The sequence below is a fragment of the Sphingomonas sp. CL5.1 genome, from assembly GCF_013344685.1.
Classification (GTDB): Bacteria; Pseudomonadota; Alphaproteobacteria; order Sphingomonadales; family Sphingomonadaceae; genus Sphingomonas.
The window spans coordinates 3,599,239-3,623,055 of sequence record NZ_CP050137.1 but is presented as its reverse complement, the minus strand read 5'-3'; the positions used below and the strand labels follow the sequence as shown (position 1 = coordinate 3,623,055).

The following is a 23,817-nucleotide window of genomic DNA, read 5'->3' as shown; positions in this document are numbered from 1 at the left end:
TTTTCTTTTCAACGCTCGCGCAATCTTCAAAGGATTCTTCGGCCGCCAATGTATGACGGCGATAGCCGCGGGGAACGATGGTCGAGATGCCGAATGAACTGCACCGCGCGACGCTGATGGACGCCCTGGTCGCGCTGGCCGAGGCGGGTGGCGACATCGTATGGCGGCATTTCGTTGAGGGCGCCGCCGTCACGATTAAGCCCGACGAATCCCCCGTCACCGCCGCCGATCACGCGGCGGAGGCGGCGATCCTCGCCGGCCTGCGCGAGGTCGCGCCGCATATTCCGATCGTCGCGGAGGAGGAGGCCGCCGCCGGCCGCGTGCCCGACGTGGACGGTGCGTTCTTCCTCGTCGATCCGCTGGACGGCACCAAGGAATTCATCCGACGCGGCGACGATTTCACCGTCAACATCGGCCTGATCGAGCAAGGCGCGCCGACGATGGGCGTGGTCTATGCCCCGGCGCGGAAGGCGCTCTATTGGGGCGATGCGGTGGCGGGACGGGCATATCGCGCCGATCGCGCGCCGGGCGCGGAGCGTGGCGATGTGAAGCCGATCGCGGTGCGCGCGGTGCACATTCCCCCGTGCGCGGTCGCCTCGCGCAGCCATGCCGATCCGGCGACCGCCGCGTGGCTCGACGCGGGGGGCATCTGCGATTGCGTGTCGGTCGGCTCCAGCCTGAAGTTCGTGCTGGTGGCGAGCGGGGAGGCGGACGTCTATCCGCGCACCGGCCCGACGATGGAATGGGACACGGCCGCCGGGGACGCGGTGCTGCGCGCGGCCGGCGGCATCACGCTCGATCCCGACAATCGCCCTTTCCGATATGGCAAGCCGGGCTTCCGCAACACCGGCTTCGTCGCGTGCGGGTGCTACGAGCCGGCGGCGCTGCGGCCGTTCGTCTCGAGCTAGGGTGCCGCCCGCCCGGCGTCGCGGTTCACGGGTGCAGGCCGGAGCGGGCCGGGCTAGCCCGCGGTCATGACCGGACGGGTGAAGCGCAAGGCGATGCTTGCCGTGGCGATCGCATCGACGCCTGTGGCGCCGGCGATCTGCCTGTTATGCGGGCGTCGGCTCGGCGCCCGTGTCGAGTGGCATCATATTGTGCCGCGCAGCGAGGGCGGCCGCGAAGTCACCGCGCTCCACCCTATCTGCCACCGCGCGATCCGCGCGCGCTGGAGCAATGCCGATCTGGCCCGGTTCGAGGGGATGGCGGCGCTGCGCGAGGCGCCGGAACTTGCCGCTTTCCTCCGCTGGATCGCATCGCGCCCGCCCGATTTCCACGCGCCGACCCGCACGCGCGGCTAGGCCGAATCGGACGGCGGGAAAATCGCCCGATATGTTATTTTGCGATGCAACAAAAACTGCTCGCGCGCGTTCGGGGAGGCTTGTAAGGTCATGCAGGTTTCCGCGCACGTAGCGTAACGCGCGGGCATGGTGGGAGGAGCGGGGCCGCGACGGTTTCGCTCCTCCCTTTCCGTCAGTTCCTGAGCACGTTCGCCAGCAAGGTCAAATCGTGCTGATCGACCGGAGCGCCGGTCGCGTCGGTCAGGTTCGCCGACGCGGCCGTATTGTTCGCGGGCGTATCGCTCGGCGCCGAACTGGCGACATCGATCGCGAACCAGATGATCCCGCCCGCCCAGAGGAGCGCGAACCACCGGCTGCGAAAGAGGCGCGGGGAGGGGAGCATGGCGGCATCATAGGCGCGGCATGGTTAAGGGTGCGTGGAGAATATCGGTTACCGGGCGGTTTCGACAGGCGGCTTGACGCGATGCTCAATGCGTGATGGTATTACATCACATAACGGGAGAGTGAGTCGTGCGCCGGTTTCGTCCTGCCGCCTCCGCCTTTGCCGATGACGCGCCGATCAGCGGCATCAACACGACCCCGCTGATCGATGTGATGCTGGTGCTGCTGATTATGTTCGTCATCACCATCCCGCCGATGATGAACCAGGTGCCGATGGAAATGCCGCAGCCCGCGCCGGATCGCGGCCGGCCGGTGACGGTTCACCGCCTCGAATTGCTGCGCGACGGAGCGACGCTGCTCGATGGGGTGGCGGTTGACGCGAAGACGCTGGCGGCGCGGTTGACGGCGGTGCGCGCCGATCCGCAAGCCTCGCTCGTGATCCGTAGCGACGCGGACTCCCGATACGGTCCGTTCGTAGAGGTGCTGGCGGTGGTGAAACGCGCCGGGATCACGCGGCTGGGGTTCGAGGGGAATGCTGCGTTCAAGGAATTGTAAGGGCGGGCACCGATGCGGCCGGGCAAGACCGGCCGCATCGGCGCGGGTTTATTCCGCCGCGACGCCGGCGGCCGAGAACATGTCGCGCTCGCTCTCGCCGGCATCCTCGTTCGCTGCGGTGCCCGCCCGCGCCTTCTGGCGCTTGTCGAACGAATCCCACACGTCGGACCATTGGCCGCGCGTGGCCGCCTTCGAATATTCCGTCGCGCGCGTCTCGAAGAAATTGGCGTGCTCGACGCCGTTCAGCAGCGGGGTGAGCCACGGTAGCGGATGCTCGTCGATCATGTAGATCGGCTTCATCCCCAACTGGCCCAGCCGCCAGTCGGCGATGTAGCGGATATACTTCTTGATCTCCTTCGCAGTCATCCCGTTGACCGGCCCCATCTCGAACGCGAGGTCGATGAAATTGTCCTCCAGCCTGATCGTCGTCTGGCACTGGTCGGCGATATCGTCCTTCACCGCCTTGGTGAGGCAGCCGCGCTCCTTCACGAAGGTGTGGAACAGCTTGATGATCCCCTCGCAATGCAGGCTCTCGTCACGGATCGACCAGGTGATGATCTGCCCCATGCCCTTCATCTTGTTGAAGCGCGGGAAGTTCATCAGCATCGCGAAGCTGGCGAAAAGCTGCACGCCCTCGGTGAAGCCGCCGAACATCGCCAGCGTCCGGGCGATATCCTCGTCGTTATCGACGCCGAACCGCTGGAGATAGTCGTGCTTGTCCTTCATCTCCGCATATTGGAGGAAGGCGCCATATTCGCTTTCCGGCATGCCGATCGTGTCGAGCAGATGGCTGTAGGCGGCGATATGCACCGTCTCCATGTTGCTGAACGCGGTCAGCATCATCTTGATCTCGGTCGGCTTGAACACGCGGCCGTATTTCTCGTGGTAGCAATCCTGCACCTCGACATCGGCCTGCGTGAAAAAGCGGAAGATCTGCGTCAGCAGGTTGCGCTCGTGATCGGTGAGCTTCTGCGCCCAGTCACGGCAATCCTCGCCCAGCGGCACTTCCTCCGGCAACCAGTGGAGCTGCTGCTGGCGCTTCCAATATTCGAACGCCCATGGGTATTCGAACGGCTTGTATTGCTTGGAGGCCTGGAGAAGGGGCATCGAATTTACTCCCGGAGAAGCTGAATCAAGAGGATGCCGGCAAGCCCGAGTAAGACGGAGCCGCCGATACGATAGATGAGTCGATCTTGCGGGCTATTTGGAGCCTGCAATCCGATACTTTGGAAAACCCGCGCCGGTGCGAAGATGAGACCGGAGCCTGCACAAGCGATGACTGTCGTAGCGCCAAGAATGAAACCTTCCATCATTCCAGCCCCCCGCGCCATATCGCGGTCGCGCTCATCGCCAGCACCGCGCCCGCCGCGAGCGCCATGATGCCGGCCATGCGAAAGACATAGACCTTCGCCGGTCCGCTCGGCCGCGTCAGCGCGAGCAGCAGGCCCGCGCCGATCAGCGCGAACACCGTTGCTACCACGTACATGATGGCGACATGCCATGTCATCGGTTGTATCGTCTCGCCAATGACCTGTCCCCCGATCCGGCAGAGGCTGTTCCCCTGACTCCGCCGGCCGGATGGAGCTTAACGCGGGCGGCGTCCGCGTCCAATCGGAAAATGGTTCGGCTCGCCGTATTTTTCCAGAGGGAACACCATAACTGGTGGTCGCCGGCCCGAATACGACACGATATAGCCGATTCGGTGCCAATCGCGCGCGGCGTCAGATCGGATTGTCGAGGCTGAACTCGTCGGCATCCTCGTCATAGGCGAACAGCTCGGCATAGCGGCACCAGTGCGTCACCGAACGCAGCGTCTCGTCGGCATAATCGGGGGACATATGATCCTCCAGCTCGTCGCGGAAACGGCGCGCGGGGGCGGTGTGGCTCGGCCGTTCGTCGAGGACGCGGCGGATATGCTGGGCGAGCGGAACGTGCTGGATCAGCGCCTGCGCGAAGATCGCCTTGCGCCCGTCGACATCGGCCTGCGCGTAACGCCGTGCGGACGGCGTGAGCAGAAGGTCGCCGCCGGAAAGGTCGGCGAAGCGCATCAGTTGCAGCGTTTCGGCCATCGGGAACAGGTCGTCGATCTCCAGCTGGAGCTGGTCGGCGAGATCGGCCATCGCCGCGCGTCCGTCGAACGGCGTGGCGTCCACCTCCTCGATCAGCCCGGCGAGCGCATTGGTCGAGACGACCGGCAGCGCCATCGAGATGCCCGTGCCGGGGAAATGACCGTCGCGCGCGGGGGCCGGGCGCGCGGTCATGCGAGCGTAGATGTCCTCCACCAGGGCGCGGAATGCCGGATCGAGCCGGTCGCGCGGCTGCGGCAGGTCCACCCTGATCTCGGCGGCGATGCGTCCCGGATTGGAAGCGAAGACGAGGATGCGGTCGCACATCAGCACCGCTTCCTCGATATTGTGGGTGACGATCAGGATCGACTTGATCGGCATCCGCCCTTCCGACCACAGGTCGAGCAGGTCGGTGCGCAGCGTCTCCGCCGTCAGCACGTCGAGCGCTGAGAACGGCTCGTCCATCAGCAGCAGTGAGGGATTGACCACGATCGCGCGGGCGAGTCCGACGCGCTGGCGCATCCCGCCGGACAGCTCCTTGGGGAAGGCGTTCTCGAAGCCGTCGAGGCCGATCAGGTCGATCGCCGCCAGCGCGCGGGTGCGGCGCTCCTCGGCGGGGACGCGTTGCGCCTCCAGCCCAAGCTCGACGTTCTGGAGCACGGTGAGCCACGGGAACAGCGCGAAGGTCTGGAACACCATGCTGACGGTCGGCTCGCTGCCGTCGACTTGCGGCTCGAAGCGGATCTCGCCCTCGCTCGGCGCGATCAGCCCGGCGATCGAGCGTAGCAGCGTCGACTTGCCCGAGCCGGAGCGGCCGAGCAGCCCGACCACTTCGCCCTCGTTGAGCGCGAGGTCCACGTTGTCGAGCACCAGCAGGTCGCCGGCGCCCTTGCCGTAATGGTGGCGCACGCCCGCGACGGTGACGAGCGGGGCGGCGGCGGGAAGGCGGGCGAGGGTGGCCATGGATGCGTCTCCTCAGGTCAGCCGAGCCGCAGGCGGCGGTCGGCGAAGGCATAGAGCGGCCGCCACAGCAGCCGGTTGAAACCGATGACGAAGATTGACATCACCGCGATCCCCAGCGTCACGCGCGGAAAATCGCCGTCGGCGGTCGCCTGCGCGATATAGGCGCCGAGGCCGGTCGCCTCCAGCTTGCGATCGCCCCATGTCACCAGCTCCGCGACGATGCTGGCGTTCCACGACCCGCCCGAGGCGGTGAGCGCGCCGGTGACGTAATAAGGGAAGATGCCGGGGATCGCGAGGCTGCGCCACCATTGCCAGCCCTTCACGCCGAACATGCCCGCAGCCTCGCGCAGGTCGTTGGGGATCGCGCTCGCGCCCGCGATGACGTTGAACAAGATGTACCATTGCGTCCCCAGCACCATCAGCGGCGACAGCCAGATGTCCGGGCTGAGCCGCCAATGGACGATCGCGATCACCGCGAACGGGAACAGCACGTTGGCCGGGAAGGCGGCGAGGAATTGCGCGACCGGCTGGAGCCGCTCCGCCCATCGCGGGCGCAGGCCGATCCACACGCCGATCGGCACCCAGATCACGCTGGCGAGCGCGATCAGCACCAGCACGCGCAGCATCGTGACGAGGCCGAGGCCGAAGGCGCCCAGCACGTCGCCCAACGCCAGGTGGCGCGAGACATAGGTGACGATCAGCCACACCGCCCAGCCGACCGCCGCCGCGACCAGCGCCGTCCACAGCCACCCGCCGCCCGCCGCGCGCGGCGACTTGCGCAGGCGCGGGGCCGGCCGCCGGTCGAGCGCCATCAGCGCGCGGCCGAGGCCGGTGAGCGGCGAGAAGATCACTGGCAGCAGGCGGGTGCGGCGGAACAGGTCGTAGGCCCATGAGCGCGGGCGGTGCGCGCTGGCGGTCTGCTCGAAGCGGAAGCGGTCCGCCCATACCACCACCGGGCGGAACACGAGCTGGTCGTAGAGCAGGATCACCACCGCCATCGCCGCCACCGCCCAGCCGACATGGCGGAAATCCTGATGCTCGATCGCGAGCGCGAGATACGATCCGATCCCCGGCAGCATGATCCGCGTATTGCCGACGCTGATCGCCTCCGACGCGACGACGAAGAACCAGCCGCCGGACATCGACATCATCGCGTTCCACACCAAAGCGGGGGTCGCGAAGGGCAGCTCCAGCCGGATGAAGCGCCGCCACGGCGACAGCGCGAAGCCCTGTGCCACCTCCTCTAGGTCGCCGGGCACCGAGCGCAGCGACTGATAGAAGCTGAACGCCATGTTCCACGCCTGGCTGGTGAAGATCGCGAAGATCGCCGCCAGCTCCACGCCGAGCTGCCGCGCCGGGAACAGCCCCATGAAGAAGGTGACGGTGAAGGTGAGGAAGCCGAGAATCGGCACCGATTGCAGGATGTCGAGCGCGGGGACGATCACCATCTCCGCCCGCCGGCTCTTGGCGGCCAGCGTCGCGACGACGAAGGTGAAGACGAGGCTCGCCGCCAGCGCGGCGAACATCCGTAGCGTGGTGCGCAGCGCATAGCCCGGCAGGTTGGCCGGATCGAGCGTGACCGGCGCGATGTCGAGCCGGGCGAGCGGCGCGGCCATCCCCTCGGCGCCCTGGATCACCAGCACGGCGGCGCCGGCCAGCAGCAGGAAGGCCACCGCGTCGGCCCAACTCGGCGCGACGCGGCCGCGCCATTGACGCGACAGGCTCAGCAGGCCGCGCGTGGTCTGTGGTACGAAGTCCATGTCTCACCTCGTTCGGGCGCCACCGGCGGCACCCGCGGGCGAGACTGATGCGATCAGGCCCGGGCGGGCGCCCCCGATGGCGCGTTCAATCGACTACTGTCGCTCGGCATTTCGTCTGTTGTTTCCCGATCGCCCGGCGGGGATACGCCGGAACGGTGTCGCCCCTGCGACGGTCGCGCGGCGGAGTCAACCGCGACGATCGCATCACCCACCTGCGATGCCGTCGCCGGACATTATTGTAAGTGGCTGGTTGGCCGCGCTAATCGCTCCGGCCGCGCGGGATCGCCCGCTAATGCACGATTCACACACTCCGCGCGCAATTTCGTTTCGTCGCGATTTTGGTGGATGACAACGCGCGCGCGACGCGTCAGTCAGGCGCGCGTAAGGAAAAACAAGCGAGGCGAATGGCCTCTTTGAAGGTCGCGCTCTTGACGTCATCCCGCTCCGCCGCAGCAACAATCGCCGTCGTCCAGCCCGAAGGAGGCGCGCCAGCCGCGTCGCGGTCGCGCGGCTATGGCTGGACGATCTTCGCCGGGCTGCTCGCCAGTATCGCGACGCTCTCCGTGCTGATGCACCTGGCGGGGCTGCGCATCGACCCGCTGTCGCGCGGCGCGGCGCCTTATTATCTCGCGGCGCTGGTGGTGCTGGCGCTGGGGCGGTGGGCGCCGCGCCTGATGCCGCGCCACGGGCGGGCGCTGGCCGATTGCGCGGAGTTCTTCGGGCTGTTCACGGTGGTCTCGCTGCTCGGCGCGACCGCGAGCTATCCGATCGCCGCGCTAACCGGCGGGATGCACGACGCGGCGCTGCAACGCATCGACGAGGCGCTGGGGTTCGACTGGCTCGCCTGGTATCGCCTCGTCGCGGATCATCGCGCGCTGCAATGGCTCGGGCTGGCAGCCTATCGCACCATCTATCTGAGCCCGGCGATCCTGCTCGGCTGGTATGCCTGGAAGGGCGACAGGGCGGCGGCGCACCGCTTCCTGATGACCTTCTGGCTGGCGGCGGTGCTGACGCTGGCGCTCTATCCGCTGATGACGGCGGTGGGGCCGCTCTCGTATCTGTGGCGCGGTCCGCTGCCATATCTGCCCGAGAGCGAGGAGTGGCAGGCGGCGCTGATCCCGGCGCTGCGCGCGCATCAGGTGCATTATGTCGATCTCGCGCAGCTTCGTGGGCTGGTGTCCGCGCCGAGCTTCCACACGGTCGCGGCGGTGCTCTACATCCGCGCCGCCTGGCCGCACCGCGAGCTGCGCGCGCCGCTGGTCGCGGTGAACGCGGCGATGCTGCTGTCGACGCCGGTGGAGGGGACGCACTATCTGATCGACATGATCCTCGGCGCGGTGGTGGCGGTGGTGGCGATCGTCGCGGTGCGCTGGCTGATGGCCGTGAGGGCCGGCCCGCGCCTCACGGCGGCCTGAAGGGAGCTTCCGTCCCCGCTGATCGTTCTGCCGCGAGGCGAGGTTTCAGCGATCGGGGATGATAGCGTGGCCGAACGACATTTCTCTACGCTGCCCGAGCTTTTCTCTACGCTGCCCGAGCTTTACCGAAGCGAGGCGGCCGACGACGCGCTGCGCGCGCCCGGCTTCAGCGACATTTTCGTCCCCGGCGAGGGGGAGGTGGGTGCGCCGCTGATGCTGATCGGCGAGCAGCCCGGCAATCAGGAGGATCTGACGGGGCATCCTTTCGTCGGCCCGGCCGGGCATCTGCTGGACGAGAATCTCGCCGCGATCGGCGTCGACCGGATGACGACCTTCGTGACCAATGCGGTCAAGAGGTTCAAGTTCACCCTGCGCGGCAAGCGCCGCCTCCATCAGACGCCGAACGCCGGCGACATCGCCCGCTATCGCTGGTGGCTGAAGGAGGAGGTGCGGCTGGTGAAGCCGAGGGTCGTGGTCGCATTGGGCCGCACGGCGCTGCGCGCGCTCGATGGTGTCTCGCTGAAAAACGATCGCGGCGCCTTGCTGTCGTGGAACGGGCGCAAGCTGCTCGCCACGATTCACCCCAGCTACCTGCTCCGCCTGCACGACCGGCGCGACGAGGCGGAGGCGCGTTTCCGGGAGGATTTGCGTATCGCCGCGCGCGGCGCGGGCTACGGAGTGTAGCGCTCAGCCTTCCTTCGGAACGACGCTGATCTTCCCGCCGCGCTCCATCGTGGCGAGCGCGACATCGCCGATCTTGTCGACCTGTTCCATGCGCAGCCCCTCCATCAGGTCCTGCTCGCTGATCCCGTGCCGCAGCATCGCCTTGCGAAAGACCTTGCCGTCGCGAATCAGCACCGCCGGCCGGCCCTTGGCGAACAGCGACAGGAGGTTCGACCGCACCGTCGCATCACCACCAGCCGGTGCAGCAGCACCAGCACGAGCGTCGCGGCGAGCGTCGGCACGAACGGCGCGCGCCCGGTCATCGTGCGGCTGATGTTCGATCCCACGACGATCGACACGATGATGTCGAGCGGGCTGAGGTCGGAGAAGGTGCGCCGCCCGGCGATCCTGATGCACAGCAGGCCATAGGCGAACAGGATCGCGGCGCGGGCGCAGAATTGCGCGATCGAGGCGGTGCCGTCGTCGGGGCCGATGATCTGGTGCAGCCACGTCATGCGGTCGCCCCGTGTCAGTCCGGCAGGGCGATCATCGCGATCGCCGCCACGCCCATCACCAGCGTCGCCAGCCAGCCGAAGAAGCGCAGCGATGGCGGAGCGACGAATTCCTTCATGATGTCGCGCCGCGAAACGACCAGCATCAGGCCCACCATGATCGGCACCGCCGCCACCCCGTTGATGACCGCGCTCCAGAACAGCGCCTTCATCGGGTTGATCGGCGACCAGTCGATCGCGACGCCGAGCGCCATGCCGAGCGCGATCACCGAATAGAAGATGATCGCGCGGCGCGGCTTGTGCTCCAGGCTGGCGCGCCAGCCGCCGATCTCGCACACCGCATAGCCGGACGATCCCGCGAGCACCGGCACGGCGAGCAGCCCGGTGCCGATGATCCCGAGGCTGAAGGTGATGAAGGCGAGGCTGCCGGCGAGCGGCTTCAGCGCCTGCGCCGCGTCCGACGCGCTCTGGATGTCGGTCTTGCCGGCGGCGTGCAATGTCGTCGCCGTGCCGAGGATGATGGCGAGCGCGACGATGTTCGACACCGCCATCCCCGCCAGCGTGTCCCACCGGATGCGCCGGAGCGCGTCGTCCGCCTGCGCGCGCTTCTCGGTCAGCGGCTCGCGTTCCTCGACCTGGTCCAACTCCTCCACCTCCTGCGCCGCCTGCCAGAAGAACAGGTACGGGCTGATCGTGGTGCCGAAGATCGCGACGATCGTGGTGACCGCGCCACGGCCGGTGATCGAGGGGATCACCATCCCGTGCGCGGCGGCAACCCAGTCCACCTTCACGATCAGCAGCAGCGCCACATAGGCGAGCAGCACCAGCGTGAGCCACTTCAGCCACGATGAGTAGCGATGATAGGGTACATACATTTGCAGGATCAGCGAGAGCAGCGCGAAGCCGATCGTGAAGACGTGCGAGCCGCCGCCGACGACCAGCGCGGAGGCCTCGCCCATCGCCGCGAGATCGGCGCCGATGTTGATCGTGTTCGCGACGAACAGCAGCGCGATCAGCGCGATCACCAGCCAGCGCGGCATCACCTGCTTCAGGCCGCGCGCCAGCCCGTCGCCGGTGACGCGCCCGACCCGCGCGCTGGCGAGCTGGACCGCGACCATCAGCGGATAGGCCAGCGTCATGGTCCACATCAGCCCGGTGCCGAATTGCGCGCCGGCCTGCGAATAGGTGGCGATGCCGCTCGGATCGTCGTCGGCGGCGCCAGTGACCAGACCGGGGCCGAGCCGCTTGAGACGATCCGTCAGACTCATCCGCATTCCTCTCGCGTGACGGCTGACGCGCAACGGCAGCCCGGGTCGATCGTCGAGGAACGCGCGTGAGGCGTGCCGGTTTCGGCTCAATCCGTGGCGATGAAGCGGACCGCATGGCCGAGGCGCTCCGATCCGCCGGCCCGGCCGATCCGGATCGTACCGGCGGAGGCGAAGAAAGCGTCGAGCCGGTCGAGCCGCCATGTCCGCCCGTCATGCGACAATTCCACGGTGGCGAGGGCCACGATCACGATCGTGCCGCCATCGGCTTCCAGCGATTCGCCGCCGGACAGGGGCGTCATCTCCGCGCGGAATCGACCGCGCCGCACCATCGCGTTCAGGTCCGTGACCGGCCCCGCCACCGGCGTCCCGATGACGGGCGCCTCGCCGGAAAAGGGGAATGGCGGCGAGTGGCGATCCAGCTGGACCGGTGCGGGATTCCCCTCGATCGCCAGCTCCAGCTCGCCCGCGACGATCGCGAGCGTGCGGTCGATTCCCGCGAAGTGCGAGAACGGGCCGCTCGTCCCGACCTCGGCGATGCTGAGCCGCCACAGGAAGGATTCCATGTCGGCCCCCGCCGGGCAGGCGATCACCTCCGACGTGCTGCCGCCGCCGTTCTTCCACGGCGTCGCCACGCGCCGCGCGGCCGGCAGAAGCCGCGCCACGCTCAACTGGGAGCCGCATCCGTGGGTCGTCATCGGCATGGCTTGCACCTAATTCAGCCGCTCTTCCAGATGGCGCAGCTTGTCGGGGTTGCGCATCACGTAGATCGCCCTGACCCGGTCGTTCTCGATCAGCAGCGCGGTGGTCTGGAGGATGCCGTCCGGCTCGCGCGTGATGAAGCCGGGCAGGCCGTTGACATAGGCATAGCGGACCAGCTCGCCCGTCCGCCCCCGCGCGAGGCGGGCGATCGCGGCGAAGGTGCGCGTAACCTCGCCCCAGCCGAGCATGACGCGGGCCGCCGCCGGGCGCTTGCCGCCGCCGTCCGAATAGAGGCTGACATCCTCCGCCAGCATCTCGCCCAGCCGGCCGATCACCCCGCCGCGCGAGGCGGCGAAGAAGGCCCGCGCGATCTCCAGCCCGTGCGCGCGCTCGACCGGGAAGCGCGGCTTTCCGGCGCGGACATGTTCGCGGGCGCGGGCGGCGAGCTGGCGGCACGCCGCGGAATCGCGCCCGAGGCTTTCCGCGACATCGTCGAAGCTCTCGCCGAACACGTCGTGGAGCAGGAACGCCGCGCGTTCGAGCGGGGAGAGCCGCTCCAGCGCCAGCATCAGCGGCAGGGTGACGTCCTCCACCGCGTCCGGCTCCACCACCGGATCGGGCAGCCACGGGCCGACATATGCCTCGCGCCGCATCCGCGCGGACTTGAGCTGATCGAGGCACAATCGGGTGACGACGCGGCGGAGGAACGCCTCCGGCACGCGCACCGCTTGCCGGTCGGCGTCCGCCCAGCGCAGCCATGCGTCCTGCACCACGTCCTCCGCATCGGCCATCGACCCGAGCATGCGATAGGCGACGCGCAGCAGCGGCGGCCGCAGCGCGTCGAAAGTGGCGGCGGCGTCGCTCATTGCCTCCAGCCCAGTTCCGGCGCGTACAGGTCGAAGCCGACCGCCAGCCGGTTCCAGCCGTTGATGACGTTGATCATCATGGTCAGGTGGACCTGTTCCTCCTTGCCGAACTGCGCATCCAGCGCGTCATAGACATGCTGCGGCGCGCGCCGGTCGGCAACCAGCGTCAGATGATCGGTCCAGGCGAGGGCGGCGCGCTCGCGGTCGGTGTAGCAGGGGGCCTCGTGCCATGCCGCCAGCACCGCGATGCGCTGCTCGGTCTCGCCAGCCTGCCGCGCTTCATAGGTGTGCATGTTGAGGCAGTTGGCGCAGCCGTTGATCTGCGACGCGCGGATCTTCACCAGCTCGAGCAGCGGCTTTTCCAAGCCGCTCGCGGTGACCTGATTGGAAAAGTCCAGCCATGCCTTCAGCAACGCAGGCGCGGCGGCATAGGGATCGAGGCGGGCGGTCATGGTCGCGTTCCTTTCGTCGGGGTTACGAAGGCTTGACGAGGCAGCGAGCCGATATGTGACATGCCGGCACGGAAATTTCCGGCTGGCGTGCCGAATCCGCATGTCAGGCCCATTGTGCCGGCCCGCTTTATCGCTTGCGCCGCCGGGGCGGGCGGTCCAGCATCGCGGGGTGGCGACGCAGCGCCCGTCGCCCGAGGGAGAGGGACGGATGCAGCAACTATCCGCGATGGACGCCTCGTTCGTATATCTGGAAACGCCGCACACGCCGATGCACATCGGCTCGGTCGCGATCTATGATCCGTCCACCGCGCCGGGCGGGTTCGTGCGGTTCAAGGATATCCTCGCCTTCATCGAGGCGCGATTGCGCGGCGCGCGCTCGTTCCGGCAGCGGCTGGTGCGGGTGCCGTTCGATCTCGACCATCCCTATTGGATCGAGGACCCGGAATTCGATCTGGAATTCCACGTCCGCCACATCGCCCTGCCCAGGCCGGGCGACTGGCGCCAGCTCTGCATCCAGGCGGCGCGGCTCCACTCGCGGCCGATGGACCTGACCAAGCCGCTCTGGGAATTCACCGTGATCGAGGGGCTGGACAATATCGCCGGCCTGCCGCCGGGATGCTTCGCGCTGGTCTGCAAGGTGCATCACGCGGCGATCGACGGCATGTCCGGCGTCGAGATGTCGGCCGCCGTCCATTCGATCTCGGCGGACGTCGCGCCGCCGCCGGGCGACGATCCGTGGGAGGCGGAGAACATGCCGCACGTCGCGGACCTGCTCGCGCGCAGCTATTTCAACAGCCTCGTCCAGCCGATGCGGGTGATGGAGACGATCGGCCGCTCGCTGCCCGGCATGGGGCGGCTCGCGGCGCAGGTGGGGAAGGGCGACGTCTCGCTGCGCAGCACCCGGCCCGCGCCCAGGACGCGCTTCAACGGCAAGGTCGGCGCGCATCGCGTGTGGGATGCGGTGTCTTTCCCGCTCAGGGAGATCCGCGCCATGAAGGAGGCGGTGCCCGACGCGACCGTCAATGACGTGGTGCTGTCGATCGTCGGCGGGGGGCTGCGCCGCTATCTCCAGGCGAAGGGCGAGCTGCCGAAGGAAACGCTCACCGCGATGGCCCCGATCTCGATCCGGCAGGAAGGGGAGAAGGCCGCGATGGGCAACCTCGTCTCCGCCATGACGGTCGGCCTCGGCACGCAGATCAAGGATGCGCTGGAACGGCTGCGCTTCGTGCATGACGAGGCGGCCAATTCGAAGGCGATGACCAACGCCGTCGGGGCCAAGACCCTGTCGGATTATTCGCAGCTCATGCCCAGCGCGCTGGCCGGGCTGGGCGCGCGGCTCTACACGCGGCTGGGGGCGGCGAACGCCCATGCGCCGGCGTATAATTGCGTCGTCACCAACGTGCCGGGCAGCCGCGTGCCGCTCTATTTCTGCGGCGCGAGAATGGTCGGCATGTACGGCAGCGGCCCGGTGTTCGACGGCATGGGGCTGATCAATCCCGTCTACAGCTACGGCGACACGATCGCGATCAGCTTCACCAGCGACCGCGACATGATGCCCGATCCGCAGGCCTATGCCGAGGCGCTGCGCGAAAGCTACGAGGCGTTGCGGGCGGCGGTGGAGCGGTCCGCCGCGCCCTCGGCTGGCGCGCGCCGGGCGGAGGCCGGACGACGGCGCCGCGCCGCCGGCCCAAAGGGAGCGGACGCGGCGATACCGGCGGCTTGATCCGTGCGACGCGCCCCGCGATGGGGGCGGAGCATGAGCCGGGGCCTGGCGGGCGGCGGCCCGCGCGGACAGGCGGGTTACAGTTGCGAACGATACCCACCCGTCCCCTTTCGCTCCCGATCGCGCGGCCGCGACGGTCCGGCTCGTCATCAGGCGTCGTGGCGGGGCGGTAACCTCCCCGAAGGTTACAGAAACGGTAAATAACCGGATAGCATTCAAACGATTCGCCAGCATCCCCCGACGCGAAAAACGCGCTGCGATAGCGAGGGGACGAAGGCGGAATGACGAGAGCTGGAGCGGGTTATCTTTGTATATTGGGCCTGATGGCGCCTTCCGCGGCGCTGGCGCAATCTCCCGAGGGGGCAGGCACGGACGATGTCGTCGTAACGGCGTCGATCATCGGTGAGGGCGTGCCGCGCGACCTGATCGGCGGCTCGATCACCACCCTCAGCGCGGACGATCTCGAGCAGCGCGGGACGCGCCAGCTCGCCGACGTGCTGCGCGACGTGCCCGGCGTCGAGGTCAGCCGCTCGGGCTGCCTCGGCTGCACCACCCAGGTCCGGCTGCGCGGCGCGGAGGCGAATCACACGCTGGTCCTCGTCGACGGCATCGATCTCGCCAGCCCGGTCTCGCGCGAGGCCGATTTCTCCACGATGCTCGGCGAGGACGGCGCGCGGGTCGAGGTGCTGCGCGGCCAGCAGAGCGCGCTTTACGGATCGCAGGCGATCGGCGGCGTGATCCAGTATTTCACCCCGGACGGCAGGACCTCGCCGGGCGTGCGCGCGCGGCTGGAATATGGCTCGTTCAACACCTTCTCCGGCAATCTCCAGGCCGGCGGATCGAGCGGAAAGGCGGACTATATCGCGAGCTTCACCGCGTACGACAGTGACGGGACGACCGACACCAGGACCGGCACCCGCGACCTGGGCTATTGGAACTACACCCTGTCGGGCAAGGCGCATTATGCGTTCAGCGACACCGTCCGGCTGTTCGGCGTGGTTCGCTGGAACAGGAACCGGAGCGACTTCAACAGCGGCAGCGACAGCGACGGCGCGCTGATCGACACGCCGGGCAATTACGCCACCGCCGAAAATCTCGTCGGGCGGCTCGCGCTGCAGGTCGACGCGCTGGGCGGACGCTGGTCGAACAACCTCTCGGTCGAGGGGCTGGACGCGCGAAGCTCGTCCTATTCCTTCGGGTCGCCCTACACGTCGCGGGGCACGCGCGTGAAAACCGCCTTCGTCACGGCGATCGCGTTCGGCGACGATCACATAAAGCACAAGCTGACGGCATCGGTCGATTACCAGCACGAGACGTTCGAGCAGGTTTACGACGCGGCCCGGCATGATCTCGACACGATCGGCCTCGTCGGCGTCTATGATCTCGTCGTCGACGAGGACACCGCCTTCAGCGCTTCCGTGCGCAACGACAGCAACAACCGCTTCAAGAGCTTCACGAGCTACAGGGTGCAGGCGACGCACAGCTTCCCGACCGGCACGCGGCTGCGCGCCGCCGCCGGAAGCGGCATCCAGTATCCGACGCAGTTCGAGCTGTTCGGCTATTCCGGCACGTTCCTCGCCAATCCGGGCCTGCGACCGGAAAAGTCGGAAGGCTGGGAGGCCGGCATCGAGCAGAAGCTGCTCGGCAAGGCGATCCTGATCGGCGCCACCTATTTCTCGAATGTCCTCACCGACAAGATCTCGTCAATGGGCTTTCCGGTTTCGACCCCGGTCAACCTCGCCGGCAGGGCGCACCAGAAAGGCGTGGAGGCTTTCGCCAACATCCATCTGGCGGACGGGCTGGCCATCGACGCCGCCTACACCTATCTCGACAGCACCGACGGCGTGCCGCCCACGCAAACCGTTCGCCGCGCCCGGAACATCGCCAGCGCGAACGTCAACTGGAGCGCGCCCGGCGACCGGCTGCGCCTCAACCTGAACGTGCGGTACAACGGCTCCCAGTTCGACAATGCCTTTCCGCCCGCGCCGCCCTATCAGGTGCTCGAGCGGCTGGCGCCCTATACGGTGGTCAACGTCAATGCCGAATACCGGCTCGGCGAGAAGTTCACGCTGTTCGTCCGCGCCGACAACCTCTTCGACGAGCGCTACGAGGAGGTCTGGTCCTATGTCGCGCCCGGCCGGCTGGTGTCGGGCGGCGTGAAGGCGCGCTTTTGATCGCCGCCGGCCCGATCCGGCATCGGCCCGATGCGCGCGCGGGGCCGCGCGAGCGGGGGCGGGGATCGCCCGGCGGGCAGGAAGGCGCGTGGTGAATCCCGCGCTGTCGGTGTCGCTGATCTGGCTGCTCGCCATGCTGGCGGCCGCGGCGCACATGGCGGCGGCGCGGCCCGCGCCCGCCGGGCCGGCGCTGGCCGTGGCCGCCTATATGCTGCTCCTCTGGCCCGCATGTTTGGTGACGCCGCAGCCCAATTGGGTCGGGGTGCTGATCGGCATCGCCGCGTTCTGGCGGCTGATCGCGGGGCCGATGCCGCGCGCCGGCCCGCTCATCGCCGGGGCGTGCGCGGCGCTTGCCGCCGCGTTGCAGGTCGCCGGCGGCCTCGATTATCGGGTGGCCGGCGCGCTGGGCCTCGTCGCGCTCCTCGGCGCGGGGCTGGCGCCGGCGCGCGCGCCGGGAGGACGCGTCGCCTTTCGCGAGCACGTCCTGGTGGTGGCCGCGCTCGCCGCGCCGGCATTCGGCCTGGCGGGAGACGCCGCTTATGGCTGGCGATCGGCCACCATGCTCAACCGCGCCGCCGGGCCGCCTCACGCGCTCGCGCCGCCGCTCTGGGCGCTCGCCATTCTCGCCCTCGCGCTCGCGGCCGGCGTCATCAAGGGGTTTTGGATCAGACGATGAAGTTCATGGATATCCTTGAAAACGGGCTGTTCGCGCTGGGGCAGGTGCTGCGGCTGCCCGTCATCCTGATGCTGTGGATCTGCGTCGCGCTGACGCTTTTCTATGTCGGAAGCTATCTCGTCGAGGCCGTCGCCCGGCGCCGCGAACGCGCCGGCTTCGATCTGAAGCGCTGGCTCCAGCAGGGCCGCGTGCTGGACGGCGCGGCAGACGACGCGCGCGACGCCGCGCTGCCGGGCAATCTGGCGCGGCTGCTCGCGGCGATCCGCGAGCTGGATCGTGCCGGCGCGCTGCGTCACGGCGGCCTGGAGAATGTCGTCGCCGAGGCGGAGGAGCGGCTCCGCCACAGCCTCGATGGCCCGCGCGCGCTGGTGAAGCTCGGCCCCAGCCTCGGCCTAATCGGCACGCTCATTCCGATGGGAAGCTCGCTCGCGGCGATGGCCGGCGGCAATCTCGCCGCGATGGCCGGGCAGATGGTGGTCGCCTTCACCAGCACCATCATCGGCCTCGCGACCGGCACCGTCGCCTATGGTCTCGTCGCGCTCCGGCAGAGCTGGGTCAGCGCGTCGATCCGCGAGCAGCGCTATCTCGCCGAAGTCGTCGTGGCCGAGATGGAGGGGCGCTGATGGGCCGCTTCATCAAGCTCGCGCCGCCCGACGAACCGGCGGAGGAAGACCCGCTGGCGGGCGTCGCCAACCTTTTCGACGCCTCGATCGTGTTCATCGTCGGCCTCATGATAACCCTGTTCTCGGTCTATAACATGGGCGACCTCATGAACGGCCAGAGCGAGGTCACGATGGTCAAGACCGACGCGCGGGGGCGGCAGGAGATCATCATCAAGAAGGGCCAGGCCATCAAGGCCTACAAGCTCTCGGGCGCGACCGGCACGGGCAACGGCGAGCGGCTCGGGGCGGCCTACCGGCTCGCCAACGGCCAGATCATCTACGTGCCGGACGCGGCCGGCGGCAAAAGCGGAACACCGGCCAGTGCGGCTGCTCCGTCTCGTTAGCGCGCTCCTCCTCGCGCTGGCGCTGTGGCCGTCGGCCGCCTGCGCGCAGGCCGGCGGGGCCGCGCCCTTGCCCGTGCCGGCCGGCCTCCACCGGGTTCGCCTCGCCTATGTCTTTTCCGATGGGAACATCCCCGGCACGCTCGCCGCCTACCACCGGCTGATGGCGGAGCGGCCGGACCTCAAGGGGCTGGTCGACCTTCAGCTGCTGACCGAAACCACCTTCGACGAGACGGCGCCGGAGCGGATCGGCGCGAGCGACGTCCTGATCTACGACGTGATGAACGAACAGCTCATGCGCCGCTACCGGGCCGAACGGAAGGTCGATCTCGTCGCGGCGGTCAGGGCGCGGGGCACCGTCCTCGGCGTCGGCCAGGGGTTGCAGGGCGAGGAGGCCTATGCGGCGCAGGGGATCGTCTGGGACAAGCGCGCCCGCGCCTATTGGGAGCATGGCGGGCCGCAGAACCAGCTCGCGCTCATGGAGCTCGCCCTCGCCCGTGCCGGCATCCCCGGCTTCACGCTGCCGGACCCGCAACCATCCCTCGATTTCGGCTATTACTACACCAACAAAATCTTCCCCAACTGGGATTCATTCGAGGCGTGGCGGGCGCGGCACGGCAAGCTCAGGCCCGGCGCGCCGCGCATCGCGATCGGCTTCTTCAAGGCCACTTATTATACCGGCGACACCAAGCTGCTCGATGCCCTGATCGCAGAGGTCGAACGGCAGGGTGCGGAGGCCGTGCCGGTTTTCGGCTATCCGGGCGCGGTAGCGTTCCGGAAGCTCCTCGGCGAAGGCAAGGACGTCCGCGCCGATGCTGGCCTCGGCCTGTTCTTCCAGTTCAACGACACGCAATCATCCGGCATTCTTGAACAGGTCGGCATCCCGGTCATTAACCTCATCACGCTCTACGGGCGCAGCGAGAAGGAGTGGCGGTCGTCGCCGCAGGGCCTCTCCGCCTTCGAGGGGACATTCAACCTGGCCGCGCCTGAACTCGCCGGGACGATCGCGCCCACCGTGGTCGGCACGAAGGAGAAGATCGCCGATCCGGCGACCAGCCTCAATTCGGTTATCACCAGCCCCATCCAGTCGCGCGTCTCGATGGCGGTCGCGCGGGCGCTCCGCTACGCGGCGCTCGCGCGCAAGCCCAATGGCGAAAAACGCATCGCGATCCTCTATTACAACTTTCCCCCCGGAAAGGCGGGCATCTCCGCCAGCTACCTCAATGTCGCGGAATCGCTCGTCAACATTCTCACCCGGATGAAGGCGGACGGCTATGACGTCGGGGACAGGCTGCCGACCGCCGACGAGGTGCTCGCCGAGATCACGACCAAGGCGCGCAATGTCGGCGGCGACGCGCCGGGCGAGCTGGAGGAGATGCTGGCGCGGGGGGATGCGGTGCGCGTTCCGGTGGAGGATTATCACAAGTGGCTCGACGCGCTGGCGCCGCCGCTGCGCGACAAGATCCTCAAGGACTGGGGCAAGCCCGAGGACAGCAGGCTCATGACCGAGCGCAGGGACGGGCGGGTCAGCTACATCATCCCGGTCGTGCGCCATGGCAAGATCGTCCTGATGCCGCAGCCCGCGCGCGCCTGGGGCGAGGATCTGGAAAAACTGTACCATGCCAGGGACCTTGCGCCCCATCACCAATATGTCGCCGGCTACGCCTGGCTGCGCAACGGCTACAAGGCGGACGCGGTGGTCCATCTCGGCACGCACGGCACGCTGGAGTGGCTGGACGGGCGCGACGCCGGCCTCGGCGAGGAGGACGCCCCGGACGCCCTGATCGGCGATCTGCCCGACGCCTATGTCTACAACGTCGATGTCGTCGGCGAGGGACTGGTCGCGCGGCGGCGCGGCATGGCCACGCTCATCGACCATATGGTGCCGCCGTTCGTGGCGGGCGGCCTGACCGAGGACCTGGCGAAGATCGGCGAGCTGATCGACGACCATGGCCAGAACGAAACCAAGAACCCGGAACTGGCCGCGATCTATGCCAGGCAGGCGCGCGAGGCGGCCGTCAAGATGGGCATCGCCAAGGACCTCGGCCTCGACCCCGCCCACGACTGGACCGACGAGCAACTGCACCGGGTCGAGGAATATCTGCTCGAGCTGAAGGGCCAGACCATCCCCTTCGGCCTGCACGCCTTCGGCCGCGTGCCGCAGCCGGACGCGATCGCCAGCACGGTCTCGGCGATCGTGAACGTCGACCGCTCCCGGCTGCCGGACCAGCGCAAGATCCTGGGCGACGAAATGACCCGGCGCATCGTCGCATCCGGCCCGCGCGAGCTGGATGGCCTCATGAAGGCCCTCGGCGGCCGGTTCGTGCCGGCGGGCATGGGCGGCGAGCCGGTCCGCAATCCCGACGCCTATCCGACCGGCGCCAATTTCTACGGCATCGATCCCGACAAGATCCCCAAGCCGGCGGCATGGGATATGGGCTCCCGCATGGCCGAGGACATGCTGCGGGATTTCAGGCGTAGGCATGGCCGCTATCCCGCAAAGGTGTCGTTCGTGATCTGGGGCGACGAGACCATGCGCCACGAAGGCGTGCTGGAATCGCAGATCTTCTACCTGCTCGGCACCAAACCGATCTGGGACGCGCGCGGCAAGGTGACGGGTGTCGAGGTGATCCCGCGCGAACGGCTGGGGCGGCCGCGCGTCGACATCGTGATCGCCTCCGCCGCGGAAGGGCTTTTCAGCAACCTCACGCGCCTGATGGACGAGGCGGTGCAGAAGGTGAAGGCGCTCGACGAGGCGGACAATCAGGTGCGCCAGCATTATCTGGCGACGAAGGCCGCGCTGGTCGCGAAAGGGGTGGACGCGCGGGAGGCCGACCGCATGGCCGGCGTCCGCATCTTCGACGAGCCGCCCGGCCACTATGACCTCAACACCTCGGCGATCGTCGCCCGGAGCGGGTCATGGGACAGCGAGGCGGGCTTCGCGAACGACTATATCCGCAAGATGGGCAACGGCTATGGCAACGGCTATTGGGGACAACCCATGCCCGACGTGTTCCGCATGGCGCTGTCGGGCACCGATACGGCCGTCCATTCCAGCTCGACCGCTCTCTACGGCGCGCTCGATAACGACGACATGTTCATGTACCTGGGCGGCCTCGCCGCCGCGATCCGCAATGTCGACGGGAAGACCCCCGAGACGCTGATCGCCGACAGCCGCGATCCCGGCAAGCCCGCGATGCGGACGCTCGACGAGTTCATCGGCCGCGAGTTCCGATCCCGCTATGTCAATCCGACGTGGATCAGGGGCATGCAGAAGGAGGGTTATGCCGGCGCCGGGGCGATGCGCGAGTTCGTCGAATATCTGTGGGGCTGGAAGGCGACCGTCCCGGATTCGATCGACGACAGGATGTGGCAGCAGACATACGAGACCTATGTCGAGGACAGCCAGCGGCTCGGCATGAAGCAGTTCTTCGAGCGGAAGTCCCCCTTCGCCTATCAGGACATCACCGCCCGGATGATCGAGACGATCCGCAAGGATTACTGGAAGGCGGACGCGCGGACCCGCGCGACGCTGGTGCGGGAATATCTCGAAAGCGTCGCGGCGCATGGCGTCAACTGCACCGATGTCTCGTGCGGGAATGCCCGGCTGCTTCGCTATGTGATGGAGCAGGCGGCGAGGAGCGGCGTGCCCGCGCCGGTGATCGCCAGGGCCCGGGCGTCGATGGAAAAGGCGATGGGACGTTCGATCGCCGCCGCCGCCGCCGAGCTGGAAGGCTTCGCAAGGCGCAACGACGCGCGCGAGGACGCCGAACGCGCCGCGGGCAGGATGACGGTTTCGAAACCCGACGCCCGGCGGACCGGAAGCGCGCCGCGCGACGTGCCCGCCGTGAGCCGGCAATCCCGGACCGGCGACAAGGCCGAAACCACGCCTGGGGCGCTCAAGGGCCTGCTCATGCAGGAGGAGGATCGCTCGATCAGGACGCCGGCCGCGCGCGCGTCGTTCCGCTCGGCCCTGTCGCTGGTCGATGCCTTGTGGAGCGCGGCGCTGCTCGCGCTGCTTCTCGCCGCGTGGCGTTGGCGCGAGCGGACGGCGACGGCTTGAGGGCCGCCGCGCTTCACCGGGCGATTTCCTTGCTGCTGCTGCCGCTCGGCGGCTGCTCGCCGACGTCGCCGCCGGGGCAGGGGATGCGGGCCTATGAATTGAGCCTCGCCGTATCGCCGGCCGAATCCTTCACGGCGTGGCATGGCGGCACCGGCGCCGGCTCGGCGATCTTTGTCCAGCGGGTCGGCGGCCACGCGCAACTGACCGGCGCGCCAATGCGCGTGAGCGACGGAAAGCGGCTGGCCTATGAGCCGGACCTGATCCTTGCCGGCCGCCGGCTCGTGCTGGCATGGTATGAGAAGGACCCGGCATCCGGGGCATTGTCGGCCCGGCTGGCCGCGATGGATCCGCGCGGCCGCCTGCTGTGGCGGGTCCGGCTGGGAACCGCCGGCGCGGTGTCGCGAAACCCGGTGGTCCGGGTGATCGGCGGCGCCATCCATGTGGCGTGGATCGAACAGGCCGGCCCGCCCGGTCCGGACAATCGCGCCGGGGTCTGGTATCAAGTCTTCTCGCCGGACGGCGGGGCCGTGGCGCCGGCGCGGATGATCGGCGAGGCGAATCGCGACACCTGGAACCTCAACGCGGCCACCGCGGGCCACAGCTTCATCATCACCTATGACGCGGCGCTGGGCACGAAGGCGCACGAGCTTCGGATGCTGGTGGTGACGGGCGACACGGTCCGCCGCGTCCGGCTCAGCACCGACGACGGAAAGGCTTCGCTCTATCCGGACCTCCAGTTGAGCCGGGACGGTACGGCCGCCCTGACCTGGTTCGACGAGAAGGATGGCAATCGCGAGGTCTATCTCCAGGTCGCGCCTCTCGATGCGCTCGGCGCCGCCAATGGCCCGAAGCCCGTTCGGATCACGCATGACAGGGGTGAATCGATCGGCGCCTATCTTGCCTGGAACGGTTCGACGCTCGGACTTGCGTGGAGCGACGACCCATATGGCCGCAGGGAAGTCTTCGCGGAGCTTTTCGACGAGACCGGCCGCGCGCTCGGCGCTCCACGGCAGCTCGGAAACAGCGAGGGCCGCGCGTCCACCCCCGCCATTCGCGCGAGCGGCGCGGGCTTTCTCATCGCCTGGAACGATTATGTCGCGACGGGGAGCGGCGCGCATGAAACCGTTCGGACCTCCCGCGCCAGGCTGGAGTGGATTCCGGTCATCCGCCGGTCCGTAGCGCCATCCGGCTCCGGCCGCCCGCAAATGGCGGCTTTCCGTGCTTCCGGCGCTCATGGGCGGTAGCCCGCCGCCCGCCCGGATGCATAAAGTTGTGAC

The 23,817-nt window shown here is 68.3% G+C and carries 24 protein-coding genes; 13 read left to right on the top strand and 11 right to left on the bottom strand.

Translation table 11 applies throughout. The features are described 5' to 3' along the window. Nucleotides 1-86 precede the first annotated feature (86 nt). On the top strand, nt 87-908 hold the full coding sequence (cysQ, locus tag F9288_RS17410) for a 3'(2'),5'-bisphosphate nucleotidase CysQ (protein ID WP_217482551.1): 822 nt from the start codon (nt 87-89) through the stop codon (nt 906-908). A 93-nt stretch (nt 909-1,001) separates the two neighbouring features. After that, nucleotides 1,002-1,301 carry an HNH endonuclease gene (locus F9288_RS17405; RefSeq protein ID WP_174839155.1) on the top strand — a complete coding sequence of 100 codons (300 nt, stop codon included), beginning with the start codon at nt 1,002-1,004 and terminating at the stop codon, nt 1,299-1,301. A gap of 172 nt (nt 1,302-1,473) precedes the next feature. Here F9288_RS17405 and F9288_RS17400 read toward each other — a convergent pair whose 3' ends face one another. Then, complete coding sequence (locus F9288_RS17400) at nt 1,474-1,683, bottom strand: hypothetical protein (protein ID WP_174837948.1); 210 nt, start codon at nt 1,681-1,683, stop codon at nt 1,474-1,476. A 128-nt stretch (nt 1,684-1,811) separates the two neighbouring features. On the opposite strand from F9288_RS17400, the gene F9288_RS17395 reads away from it, so the two are divergent. Next, complete coding sequence (locus F9288_RS17395; protein ID WP_254620930.1) at nt 1,812-2,237, top strand: biopolymer transporter ExbD; 426 nt, start codon at nt 1,812-1,814, stop codon at nt 2,235-2,237. Nucleotides 2,238-2,285: 48 nt separating this feature from the next. Here F9288_RS17395 and F9288_RS17390 read toward each other — a convergent pair whose 3' ends face one another. From F9288_RS17390 to F9288_RS17375, 4 genes are all read right to left on the bottom strand, one after another. Further along, the gene (locus F9288_RS17390) at nt 2,286-3,344 is read right to left on the bottom strand and encodes a ribonucleotide-diphosphate reductase subunit beta (protein WP_174837947.1); all 1,059 of its coding nucleotides are present in this window, start codon (nt 3,342-3,344) and stop codon (nt 2,286-2,288) included. Between the two features lie 202 nt (nt 3,345-3,546). Continuing rightward, nucleotides 3,547-3,744, bottom strand: a complete 198-nt coding sequence (locus F9288_RS17385) for a hypothetical protein (RefSeq protein ID WP_174837946.1) — start codon at nt 3,742-3,744, stop codon at nt 3,547-3,549. Between the two features lie 214 nt (nt 3,745-3,958). Then, entirely contained in the window at nt 3,959-5,266 is a 1,308-nt protein-coding gene (locus F9288_RS17380; RefSeq protein WP_174837945.1) for an AAA-associated domain-containing protein, read from the bottom strand. Nucleotides 5,267-5,283: 17 nt separating this feature from the next. After that, nucleotides 5,284-7,026: an ABC transporter permease subunit gene (locus F9288_RS17375; protein WP_174837944.1), complete on the bottom strand. Its 1,743-nt coding sequence runs from the start codon at nt 7,024-7,026 to the stop codon at nt 5,284-5,286. A 404-nt stretch (nt 7,027-7,430) separates the two neighbouring features. Here F9288_RS17375 and F9288_RS17370 point away from each other — a divergent pair, with 404 nt between their 5' ends. Together F9288_RS17370 and F9288_RS17365 are read left to right on the top strand one after the other, a co-directional pair. Further along, nucleotides 7,431-8,441 carry a phosphatase PAP2 family protein gene (locus tag F9288_RS17370; protein WP_174837943.1) on the top strand — a complete coding sequence of 337 codons (1,011 nt, stop codon included), beginning with the start codon at nt 7,431-7,433 and terminating at the stop codon, nt 8,439-8,441. A gap of 66 nt (nt 8,442-8,507) precedes the next feature. Further along, nucleotides 8,508-9,125: a UdgX family uracil-DNA binding protein gene (locus tag F9288_RS17365; RefSeq protein ID WP_254620929.1), complete on the top strand. Its 618-nt coding sequence runs from the start codon at nt 8,508-8,510 to the stop codon at nt 9,123-9,125. Between the two features lie 3 nt (nt 9,126-9,128). Here the strand turns inward: F9288_RS17365 and F9288_RS17360 are convergent, their stop codons facing one another. From F9288_RS17360 to F9288_RS17345, 4 genes are all read right to left on the bottom strand, one after another. Next, nucleotides 9,129-9,299, bottom strand: a complete 171-nt coding sequence (locus F9288_RS17360; RefSeq protein WP_174837942.1) for a YetF domain-containing protein — start codon at nt 9,297-9,299, stop codon at nt 9,129-9,131. Next, nucleotides 9,293-9,619, bottom strand: a complete 327-nt coding sequence (locus F9288_RS17355) for a hypothetical protein (RefSeq protein ID WP_174837941.1) — start codon at nt 9,617-9,619, stop codon at nt 9,293-9,295. Before F9288_RS17355 ends, F9288_RS17360 begins: the two co-directional genes overlap by 7 nt. A 14-nt stretch (nt 9,620-9,633) precedes the next feature. Continuing rightward, nucleotides 9,634-10,884 carry an NRAMP family divalent metal transporter gene (locus tag F9288_RS17350; protein ID WP_174837940.1) on the bottom strand — a complete coding sequence of 417 codons (1,251 nt, stop codon included), beginning with the start codon at nt 10,882-10,884 and terminating at the stop codon, nt 9,634-9,636. An 86-nt stretch (nt 10,885-10,970) separates the two neighbouring features. Further along, complete coding sequence (locus F9288_RS17345; RefSeq protein WP_254621218.1) at nt 10,971-11,474, bottom strand: HutD family protein; 504 nt, start codon at nt 11,472-11,474, stop codon at nt 10,971-10,973. On the opposite strand from F9288_RS17345, the gene F9288_RS22225 reads away from it, so the two are divergent. Continuing rightward, nucleotides 11,446-11,598, top strand: a complete 153-nt coding sequence (locus F9288_RS22225) for a hypothetical protein (protein ID WP_254621230.1) — start codon at nt 11,446-11,448, stop codon at nt 11,596-11,598. The two genes, F9288_RS17345 and F9288_RS22225, sit on opposite strands and share 29 nt — an antisense overlap. On the opposite strand, the gene F9288_RS17340 is transcribed toward F9288_RS22225, so the two are convergent. Both F9288_RS17340 and F9288_RS17335 read right to left on the bottom strand, forming a co-directional pair. Continuing rightward, a complete protein-coding gene (locus F9288_RS17340; RefSeq protein WP_174837938.1) occupies nt 11,595-12,449 on the bottom strand; it encodes a sigma-70 family RNA polymerase sigma factor in 855 nt (284 codons plus the stop codon). The two genes, F9288_RS22225 and F9288_RS17340, sit on opposite strands and share 4 nt — an antisense overlap. Continuing rightward, on the bottom strand, nt 12,446-12,901 hold the full coding sequence (locus F9288_RS17335; RefSeq protein ID WP_174837937.1) for a carboxymuconolactone decarboxylase family protein: 456 nt from the start codon (nt 12,899-12,901) through the stop codon (nt 12,446-12,448). Before F9288_RS17335 ends, F9288_RS17340 begins: the two co-directional genes overlap by 4 nt. A gap of 208 nt (nt 12,902-13,109) precedes the next feature. On the opposite strand from F9288_RS17335, the gene F9288_RS17330 reads away from it, so the two are divergent. The 7 genes from F9288_RS17330 (at nt 13,110) to F9288_RS17300 (ending at nt 23,784) form a co-directional block, all read left to right on the top strand. After that, complete coding sequence (locus tag F9288_RS17330; protein ID WP_174837936.1) at nt 13,110-14,624, top strand: wax ester/triacylglycerol synthase family O-acyltransferase; 1,515 nt, start codon at nt 13,110-13,112, stop codon at nt 14,622-14,624. 323 nt (nt 14,625-14,947) lie between these two features. Continuing rightward, entirely contained in the window at nt 14,948-16,798 is a 1,851-nt protein-coding gene (locus F9288_RS17325) for a TonB-dependent siderophore receptor (protein ID WP_174837935.1), read from the top strand. 88 nt (nt 16,799-16,886) lie between these two features. Next, the gene (locus tag F9288_RS17320) at nt 16,887-17,474 is read left to right on the top strand and encodes a hypothetical protein (protein ID WP_174837934.1); all 588 of its coding nucleotides are present in this window, start codon (nt 16,887-16,889) and stop codon (nt 17,472-17,474) included. A 5-nt stretch (nt 17,475-17,479) separates the two neighbouring features. Continuing rightward, a complete protein-coding gene (locus F9288_RS17315; protein ID WP_174837933.1) occupies nt 17,480-18,097 on the top strand; it encodes a MotA/TolQ/ExbB proton channel family protein in 618 nt (205 codons plus the stop codon). Beyond that, complete coding sequence (locus F9288_RS17310) at nt 18,097-18,480, top strand: DUF2149 domain-containing protein (RefSeq protein ID WP_174837932.1); 384 nt, start codon at nt 18,097-18,099, stop codon at nt 18,478-18,480. Before F9288_RS17315 ends, F9288_RS17310 begins: the two co-directional genes overlap by 1 nt. Then, entirely contained in the window at nt 18,458-22,540 is a 4,083-nt protein-coding gene (locus tag F9288_RS17305; protein WP_174837931.1) for a cobaltochelatase subunit CobN, read from the top strand. The genes F9288_RS17310 and F9288_RS17305 overlap by 23 nt, the downstream gene beginning before the upstream one ends. A gap of 29 nt (nt 22,541-22,569) precedes the next feature. Next, nucleotides 22,570-23,784 carry a hypothetical protein gene (locus tag F9288_RS17300; protein ID WP_174837930.1) on the top strand — a complete coding sequence of 405 codons (1,215 nt, stop codon included), beginning with the start codon at nt 22,570-22,572 and terminating at the stop codon, nt 23,782-23,784. Nucleotides 23,785-23,817 lie beyond the last annotated feature (33 nt).